The organism is Pseudoalteromonas sp. SG45-5 (genome assembly GCF_014164085.1).
Lineage (GTDB): Bacteria > Pseudomonadota > Gammaproteobacteria > Enterobacterales > Alteromonadaceae > Pseudoalteromonas > Pseudoalteromonas aliena.
The window spans coordinates 1-8401 of record NZ_JACJEM010000062.1 but is presented as its reverse complement, the minus strand read 5'-3'; the positions used below and the strand labels follow the sequence as shown (position 1 = coordinate 8401).

Genomic DNA, 8401 nt, shown 5'->3' with positions numbered 1-8401 from the left:
CGTTACGTCAGCAAGCTGCACGCCTACAAGCAAAACCATCCCTAATCTTTAAATCTAAACACCGAGTTTATTTATCCGTTGTAGACGCAGAGCTTGCTCGCGTGAGAAGCGGTAGCTTCTAATCACTTACCACCGATATAACTGATACTTTATTTACGAGCTATGCTCGTCGCGTCAGCAAGCGGCACGCCTACAATTAAAAACAGCCCTAATCTTTAAATCCAAAACCCGAGTTTATTTATCCGTTGTAGACGCAGAGCTTGCTCGCGTGAGAAGCGCCAGCTTCTAATCATTTACCACCGATATAACTGATACTTTATTTACGAGCTTCGCTCGTCGCGTCAGCAAGCTGCACGCCTACAAGTAAAGCCATCCCTAATCTTTAAATCCGAACCCCGAGTTTATTTATCCGTTGTAGACGCAGAACTTGTTCGCGTGAGAAGCGCCAGCTTCTAATCATTTACCACCGATATAACTGGTACTTTATTTACGAGCGCTGCTGGTCGCGTTAGCAAGCTACACGCCTACAAGCAAAAACAGCCCTAATCTTTAAATCCGAACCCCGAGTTTATTTATCCGTTGTAGACGCAGAGCTTGCTCGCGTGAGAAGTGACAGCTTCTAATCACTGTATCTAATCAAGCCCACTTAAGCCCTTTCTAAAGCTGCTCTTTATTATTACCTATGTTATTTTAAACGCCTTGTTTAAAAGGATATTGCAGTATGTTTAAAACCCTATTTATTACGTTATTTTTTATTTTTAGCGCTACTCTTATTTCCAGCGCACAAGCCAACGAAGCTAATAACTCACTTGTTGTCGGTGCGCAGCAATATGGTAAATATTTACCGCAGTTAAAAAATAAAAGTATAGGGCTAGTAGTTAATCAAACATCAATGGTAGGGAGAGCTCACTTAGTAGATGCTCTGCTGACTAAAAATATTAATATAACTAAAATTTTTGCACCTGAGCATGGCTTTCGCGGCGATCACGATGCGGGCGCCCATGTAAAAAATGCCGTTGATAGCAAAACCGGTATTCCGCTTATTTCTATTTACGGTAAAAATAAAAAACCAAGCCAAGCTGCTTTAGCCGATGTTGATGTCATTATTTTTGATATTCAAGATGTAGGCGTACGTTTTTATACCTACATAAGCTCTATGCACTACATGATGGAAGCCGCTGCAGAGCAGGGGATAGAATTTTTAGTACTCGACAGACCCAATCCAAATATTGCCTACGTTGATGGGCCAATATTAGAGCCAGAATTTAAATCGTTTGTAGGTATGCACCCCATTCCTGTGTTACACGGCATGACGGTTGGCGAGCTTGCCAACATGATCAAAGGTGAGGGTTGGATCAATAAAGCACCTGATTTAAAATTAACTGTGATCCCTGTTGATCATTACACTCGCAAAAGTATTTACAGTTTGCCTGTAAAACCCAGCCCTAATTTACCTAATGATCAAGCCATTGCGCTTTACCCGTCACTTTGTTTTTTTGAAGCAACACCTATCAGCATTGGTAGAGGCACCGACTTTGCGTTTCAAGTAATTGGCTATTCGCCAGTTGCATTAGGTGATTTTAGTTTTACACCGCGCGCAATTAAAGGCGCTGCTTTAAACCCTAAATTTAAAAACAAAACCGTACAAGGGCTCGATTTAAGACAAACAAACATCACAGGCCTAAATTTAACTTACTTAATAAATGCGTACACGGAGCTTTCTAAAAACAACATCTCGTTTTTTGAACGCGCTGACTTTATGGATAAACTAGCGGGTACTAATAAACTACGCTTAGCTATTGAAGCAGGGCAATCAGAAGCGCAAATAAAACAAAGTTGGCAGGCGGGGCTTGTGCAATTTAAAGCGCAAAGAGCGCCTTACTTGCTATATAAATAAGGGCTAAGCATGTTTATTGCTTTAAAAAATCAAAGGTGTGGTTATATAAAAACAGCATTTATAGTGGCGTTAAGCTTTATTGCCGTGGGTTGCACTACACCACTTGAACCAATTAGCTCGCTGCCAACACTTACAAAAAGCCAACTTGTAGAGATGCCTAATGCACAAGTGGTTGTAACGTTTCCTGAGGTCAATCCAAGTAGCCGGTTTTATGTAAATAACCGAGGAACGTTTAAAGCTTACAAAGGGCGCGGGCAATTATTAATACAAAACCACAACGCGCAAAGCGCCGATATTTACATTAACAATCAAAAGATCGACGTTAACCAACTGAGCGCCAACACCTTATATAATTACAGTTTGGCAAAAAATACTCACAACGGTGTTAATACCTTTAAGGTTGAAAATATTCTCCCTGCTGGCGCAAGCTTAACACTGCGTTTTGCATTTCCTACTTTAAGCGATGAACCAAAAAAGAATATAGATTTTACTGAAGTAGACACATTAATTAAACGTGATGTAAAAGCAGGTTTTCCTGGGGCTGTGTTGGCCGTTATTAAAAATGGCGAGCTAATAAAGTTAACCGCCTATGGCGATGCAAAGCAGTACCAGCAAAGTGATTTAATGCTACTTCGCCCAGAGCCAATGCAAATTAATACCTTGTTTGATTTGGCCTCAAACACCAAAATATTTGCCACCAACTTTGCCCTTATGAAATTAGTAAGCGAAGAGTTATTAAATATTAATAAACCCGTGCAAAGCTACCTAAGCGAATATACGGGCGAAGGTCGAGTACAACGTATAGTAAAAGATTTACTTACTCACAGCGCAGGATACCCGCCAGTATTTGACTTTCATCGTAAAGATGGCAGCTATGGCGACGCGTTCTATTCGCAAAACAGTAAAACCACCAAGCAGCTATTACTTACCAGCGTGCCTTTTAGTAGTAAATCATCTGGGCAGCCTATTTATTCAGATATTGATTACATGATTTTAGGTGTGCTAATTGAACGTATCACTGGGCAGCCCCTTGATAAATACCTTGAGCAGCAAGTGTATGCGCCACTAAAATTAACTAACACGTTATTTAATCCTCTTAAAAAAGGCTTTAAGCCGCAGCAATTTGCAGCCACTGAGCTTAGCGGCAACACACGAGACGGGCGCATTAAGTTTGATAATGTTCGCACCAGTGTTTTACAAGGCCAAGTGCATGACGAGCGCGCTTACTACTCACTTGATGGCGTAGCAGGGCATGCGGGGCTATTTAGTAACGCCCAAGACTTAGCTGTGCTTTGCCAGCTATTATTAAATAGCGGCGGCTACGGCGATCAGCAATTATTTAGTGCAAGTGCCTTAGCGCAATTTTTAACGCCGCAAGAAAGCGATGAAACCTACGGACTTGGCTTTAGGCTTGCCGGTAATAATCAAGCAAGGCGTTGGCACTTTGGTCCTTATGCAAGCGCACAAGCTTATGGGCACACCGGTTGGACGGGGACCGTGACCGTAATTGACCCCGCTTACGACTTAGCTATTGTTTTACTTACCAATGCTCGCCATAGTGCCATTAAAGGCTCGCTAAAACGTTACGAATTTACAGGCAAACAATTTGAAACCGCACAGTACGGATCGGTAGTGTCGCTTATTTATGAAGCGTTACTAAATCAATAAGCTATCGTATAGGTTAAAACGTACTAACTGTGCCACCTTAAGTGATTTATTTACAGGTGACTTGAGTAAGGCAATCCATTAAGCTAAGCGGTCTATAAAACTAAGCCGGTTTATGTTGTTAGGCTTAACAAATAAGCGTTAAAACGCGTACAAAGCGAGGTTTACTCGCTAATAATAAAGGTTAACTTTTTATGCATTGGTATTCTATTTTACCGCCGCTAATTGCGATTGCTATCGTGTTTTGGCGAAAAGAAGTGATTATGGCGCTACTTGTTGCCGTTGCTTCTTCTGAGTTTTTACTCGCCTTTCAGGGCGAAGGTAATAGCGTGTTTGACACTTTTTTAAATACCATTGAACGTATTATTTCGGTTGCCAGCTCGCCAGGTAATACACGCATATTAATATTTAGTATTTTAATTGGTGCACTGCTTGCCTACATTCGCGAATCTGGCGGCGTTGCAGCAACCGTTAATATGCTAATGAACAAAGGCATTGCAAAAAGTAAGCGCCAAGTGGGCTTTTTAACCATGTTTACCGGCATTGCGGTGTTTATAGAATCGAACCTGAGCGTACTTACCTCGGGTATTTTATCGCGTGGCTTATTCGACAAATTTAAAATGAGCCGAGCGCGTCTAGCGTACATTATTGACAGCACCAGTGCACCCGTGTGTATTTTAATACTACTTAACGGCTGGGGTGCATTTGTACTTGGTTTGTTAGGTAACTACGAGCTAGGTGAGTCTGCGGTATCGGTGTTATGGGGCAGCGTAGGGTATAACTTTTACGCCATAATTACCCTTGTCATTGTTTTTTACACCATCGCGTTTGATAAAGTGCACGGCCCAATGAAAGAAGCTGAACAAAAACTAGAGCTTCAAACAACTGACTTAAAAGAAGAAGTAAAAGGCTCTAAAGCGCGTTACATGTTAATCCCGCTTATTACGCTTATTACCAGCATGGTTGGCTTTATGTATTACACCGGAAATGGTGTACTAGCCGAGGGCAGCGGTTCTAAATCGGTATTATATGCAACGGTTTTAGCCATTGTTGTCGCTTACTTTTTAATGATTGGCTCACGTAAATTTACGCATCATCAATTAGTTGATACCGGTTTTAAAGGTATGGGCGAATTAATGCCACTGGTCGCCATTGTATTGCTTTCGCTTACACTTGGCGCAAGCTTAAAAGAGTTGGGTACTGGTGTATTTGTAGCATCGCTTGTTGGCGACTACCTACCTATTTACTTAATCGTACCGGTGCTGTTTTTAACCGGCGCGGTAATGTCGTTTACTACGGGTACATCGTGGGGTACGTTTGCTATATTAATCCCAATTGGTGTGCCACTTATTCAAGCGCTAGGTTTACCGCCATCGCTTGTTGTTGGTGCTATTTTGGGTGGTGGTATATTTGGCGATCACTGCTCGCCTATATCTGACACCAGCGCCGTATCGGCTATTGCATCAGGGTGTGATTTACTCACCCACGTTAAAACGCAGCTACCGTATGCGTTATTTGGTGGTGCATTGACGTTTATAGCGTACTTAGTAACAAGCATACTTGTGTTATAAAAACGTGTTGAAAATACTGAGTTTTAATTATTTATAAAATGCCTCAAAGCCTGCAACTATGCAGGCTTTTTTAGAGCATAAAACAAGGATTGTTTAAATGAAAAATAAAGCTTTTGTCCTTTTTAGTTTTTTATTTTTTTTGAACGCATGCTCTTACCAAGAAAGTGAAACAGAACAAGCTGAACGATTATGTAAAACATACCAGCTCGATATTAAAGCTGGTGATACTCGTTTATTTTTTCCTGAACAATTTTTAGGAAATGAAGGCAACTCCCCTACGCTTGAAATGCAAATGACGACGTTAGCAGAGTCTTCTGAGTCACTTGATGGTATTGAGGCCGCATTAACGACATATCCTCAAGGGTTTGTTACTGAAGTAATTGACGCTATTTATCTCTCTGGTCCTATGCTTATGGAAGGAGCTGAAGCGGGTGGAACATACTCAAGCAACTCCATAATATTAGTAAATATTTCAGAACAAAATGGCACGAACTTTAACTTCGAAAACTCATTGAAAGGGGTTCACCATGAATTAAGCTCACTAATTTATATACGTTCACCTTTCGTTTTATTTGCATGGCAAGCTTTACTGCCAAAAGAGTGGGAGCCTGTATCCTCGAATTATGAGGCTTTAACGCAAGATAGGAATATAGGGCCTGATTATGAAAATGGATTTTTATCTAGATATGGTAAAACTAATGCTGAGAACGACTTTAATATTTATGCTGAATTTACCTTTGCTGAACCTGAAAAATTGCGGGAACTTGCCGCAACCTACCCAATAATAGCTAAAAAGCTGAGTTTGTTTATTACTGCGTATACGCAGGTTTTTCCTGAATACCAGCAGGACTTCGAAGATTATTTTACTAGAACGGGTTTAAGTGATGTTGCGGTAGAACCTGAAAATGTAGAAGTGACTATTCAGTTAGACTTGAGTAACATTAAGCCGAAAATTATCAGATAACGCTATTTGGTTGCGGTCTTACGTTTTTAGCCTGCAAATATGCAGGCTTTTTTAGGGCATAAAACAAGGATTGTTTAAATGAAAAATAAAGTTTTTGTCCTGTTTAGTTTTTTATTTTTTTTGAACGCATGTTCTTACCTAGAAAGTGAAACGGAGCAAGCAGAACGATTGGGTAAAACATACCAGCTCAATATAAAAACAGATAATCCAAAGCAATCTTATCCAAAAGATTTTACCGAAGAAGAGGGAAGTTTAGTCAATGTTGAAGTGACTATAACCTCTTTAGATAGTGCACCTGAAACTCTTGATGGGATTGAGTCTGCCTTGGGAGTTTACCCAGAAGGATTTATTTCTGAAGTAATTGATACTATTTATATTGTAGGCGCTATAACTATTGAAGGTGCTGCGGCTGGCGGAACTTATGGTTCAAGATGGATAGCTTTATCTAATATTGCACAATGGAATGAAACAAAAGCTAACTATGAAAATGCGTATCGTGGAGTACATCATGAACTTAGTTCACTCATATTTAATAACTCACCATTTAGCGTAATGACATGGCAAAGTTTATTAAATAGAGATTGGAAGCCTGCAGTATCAAATTTTGAGGCACTTACAAAAGATGAGTTAGCGCCAGATTATAGCGCAGGCTTTTTATCTGATTATGGTAAAACATCTATGGGTAATGATTTTAATACTTACGCCGAATTTGCCTTTGCTGAACCTGAAAAATTGCGGGAACTTGCCGCAACCTACCCAATAATAGCTAAAAAGCTGAGTTTGTTTATTACCGCGTATACGCAGTTTTCGGCTAAATATCAGCAAAACTTCGAAGAATATTTTACTAGAACAGGTTTAAGTGATGTTGCGGTAGAACCTGAAAATGTAGAAATGACTATTCAGTTAGACTTGAGTGGCATTAAGCCGCAAATAAGCCAATAACCAGCTTCTAATTGTTTACTAAATCATATGTGCTTCTTAAAATTTCTAAAATGCTTAATTTCGTTTTTACTAGCTTCATGTCGGTTAAGCACACTTTAAATCTATATTTTTTAGATATTCATACGGTTGAATTGCATGATATAATTCTGACAATTAAATAATAAATAGGGATATTTTTGTGGATATTATTATCGGCCAACATGCGCTAAAGAAAAAAACACAGCTAACGCAACTTTCTGAACGTGCGATTGGTAAAGCCTTCAAGGATCAAGCTGCTTTAGCAATACAAATGACACAATGTAGTGCAGCTGTTTATCGTCGATTACAACGAACTTATAAATCAACTGTAACGCCACGAGATGAAAAAAGAGTTAAAGCCGGTGGCTTAAGCACACAATCAGTTACTTTTTCAACAAGTAATAGTAGCCAAAAATCTTTTAATAGTTTACTTCCTGCAATGCGTGGAAGGGCTGCACCTACAAACACTTCAAAAACGTCAAATGATGTTGCAGTTGCTTCTAATCAGCCACAAGCAGTTAACTTATTAGCTTTGTTACATCCTGTTATAAGTGGCGACATAATGAAAACGGGTAATGCTGTTGAAAAAACAGCGACTATATTAGGGTTAGTAACAACGACTGTTGGTTTTGTAGTTCCAGGTGGCGGAGCTGTATCATCAATTGTTAGTTGGGTAGGAAGTGGTGCTACGTATTCAGGTTTCTCAATGTCAAGAATTCGTCCTGATGCGCCAGACCGAGCTTATCACCAACTGACAAATTATATTTCATGGTTAGCCGCTTGGAATAAAAGAGCCTGTGAATTAATTGATATAGCAGATCCAAACGGACAACGGACTTTTCGGGATATTGAGCACGGATTTTCATAAAAATTTAGGACTATAAATAATAGTTTTAAATATTTTGTATATCTTGTCATTGCTTAAATAGTCAAAAGCCTGCTTATTGCAGGCTTTTTTGTTTGTTATAGCAGCAATAACACAACACTCACTGATGAATTAACTTTTTATATTTGGCGGGAGTTATTTGCAAAATGACATTGAATCAGGCATTGATCAGACCCCTAGGCAACTTTTTGGATTTTATATAAATGCAACGCATGTCCACCAATGAGCCTTATTATTTTTTCCCTGAACTCATCAAAACCATCCAAGCTAATTTTGTCGCCTTGCTGGAGTAGATTAATTCCCTCAAAACACTGAAAGACCCAACGTAATGTCGGGTTAGATATTTCTTTATTGATTTGATTCGCTATCGTGGCTTTTTCTTTTTTCATATTCGCTCTCATTCGTCTTTGCGCGATTGAATAAACTAACAATGAAAGTGTCATCACCATCAACAGAGC

At 39.6% G+C, this 8401-nt stretch carries 6 protein-coding genes and 1 pseudogene; 6 read left to right on the top strand and 1 reads right to left on the bottom strand.

Annotated features, from left to right (window positions below; genetic code table 11):
- Positions 1 to 721: 721 nt before the first annotated feature.
- From H5119_RS17170 to H5119_RS17145, 6 genes are all read left to right on the top strand, one after another.
- Positions 722 to 1897, top strand: coding sequence for an exo-beta-N-acetylmuramidase NamZ domain-containing protein (locus tag H5119_RS17170; protein ID WP_182703096.1), 1176 nt, complete (start codon positions 722 to 724; stop codon positions 1895 to 1897).
- 9 nt (positions 1898 to 1906) lie between these two features.
- The gene (pbp4b, locus tag H5119_RS17165) at positions 1907 to 3565 is read left to right on the top strand and encodes a penicillin binding protein PBP4B (protein WP_182703095.1); all 1659 of its coding nucleotides are present in this window, start codon (positions 1907 to 1909) and stop codon (positions 3563 to 3565) included.
- Between the two features lie 191 nt (positions 3566 to 3756).
- A complete protein-coding gene (locus H5119_RS17160; protein ID WP_182703094.1) occupies positions 3757 to 5133 on the top strand; it encodes a Na+/H+ antiporter NhaC family protein in 1377 nt (458 codons plus the stop codon).
- 97 nt (positions 5134 to 5230) lie between these two features.
- Positions 5231 to 6097, top strand: a complete 867-nt coding sequence (locus H5119_RS17155; RefSeq protein WP_182703093.1) for a hypothetical protein — start codon at positions 5231 to 5233, stop codon at positions 6095 to 6097.
- Between the two features lie 78 nt (positions 6098 to 6175).
- Positions 6176 to 7039 carry a hypothetical protein gene (locus H5119_RS17150; RefSeq protein ID WP_182703092.1) on the top strand — a complete coding sequence of 288 codons (864 nt, stop codon included), beginning with the start codon at positions 6176 to 6178 and terminating at the stop codon, positions 7037 to 7039.
- Positions 7040 to 7217: 178 nt separating this feature from the next.
- Complete coding sequence (locus H5119_RS17145) at positions 7218 to 7925, top strand: hypothetical protein (RefSeq protein ID WP_182703091.1); 708 nt, start codon at positions 7218 to 7220, stop codon at positions 7923 to 7925.
- A gap of 194 nt (positions 7926 to 8119) precedes the next feature.
- Here H5119_RS17145 and H5119_RS17140 read toward each other — a convergent pair.
- Positions 8120 to 8401 (bottom strand): annotated as a pseudogene (locus H5119_RS17140) (hypothetical protein); the annotation flags it as partial.

What these genes read in the sequence shown, in the direction of transcription:
- H5119_RS17155 (WP_182703093.1), top strand. Translation starts at nt 5,231, where the DNA reads ATGAAAAATAAAGCTTTTGTCCTTTTTAGTTTTTTATTTTTTTTGAAC.
- H5119_RS17170 (WP_182703096.1), top strand. Translation starts at nt 722, where the DNA reads ATGTTTAAAACCCTATTTATTACGTTATTTTTTATTTTTAGCGCTACT.
- pbp4b (WP_182703095.1), top strand. Translation starts at nt 1,907, where the DNA reads ATGTTTATTGCTTTAAAAAATCAAAGGTGTGGTTATATAAAAACAGCA.
- H5119_RS17160 (WP_182703094.1), top strand. Translation starts at nt 3,757, where the DNA reads ATGCATTGGTATTCTATTTTACCGCCGCTAATTGCGATTGCTATCGTG.
- H5119_RS17150 (WP_182703092.1), top strand. Translation starts at nt 6,176, where the DNA reads ATGAAAAATAAAGTTTTTGTCCTGTTTAGTTTTTTATTTTTTTTGAAC.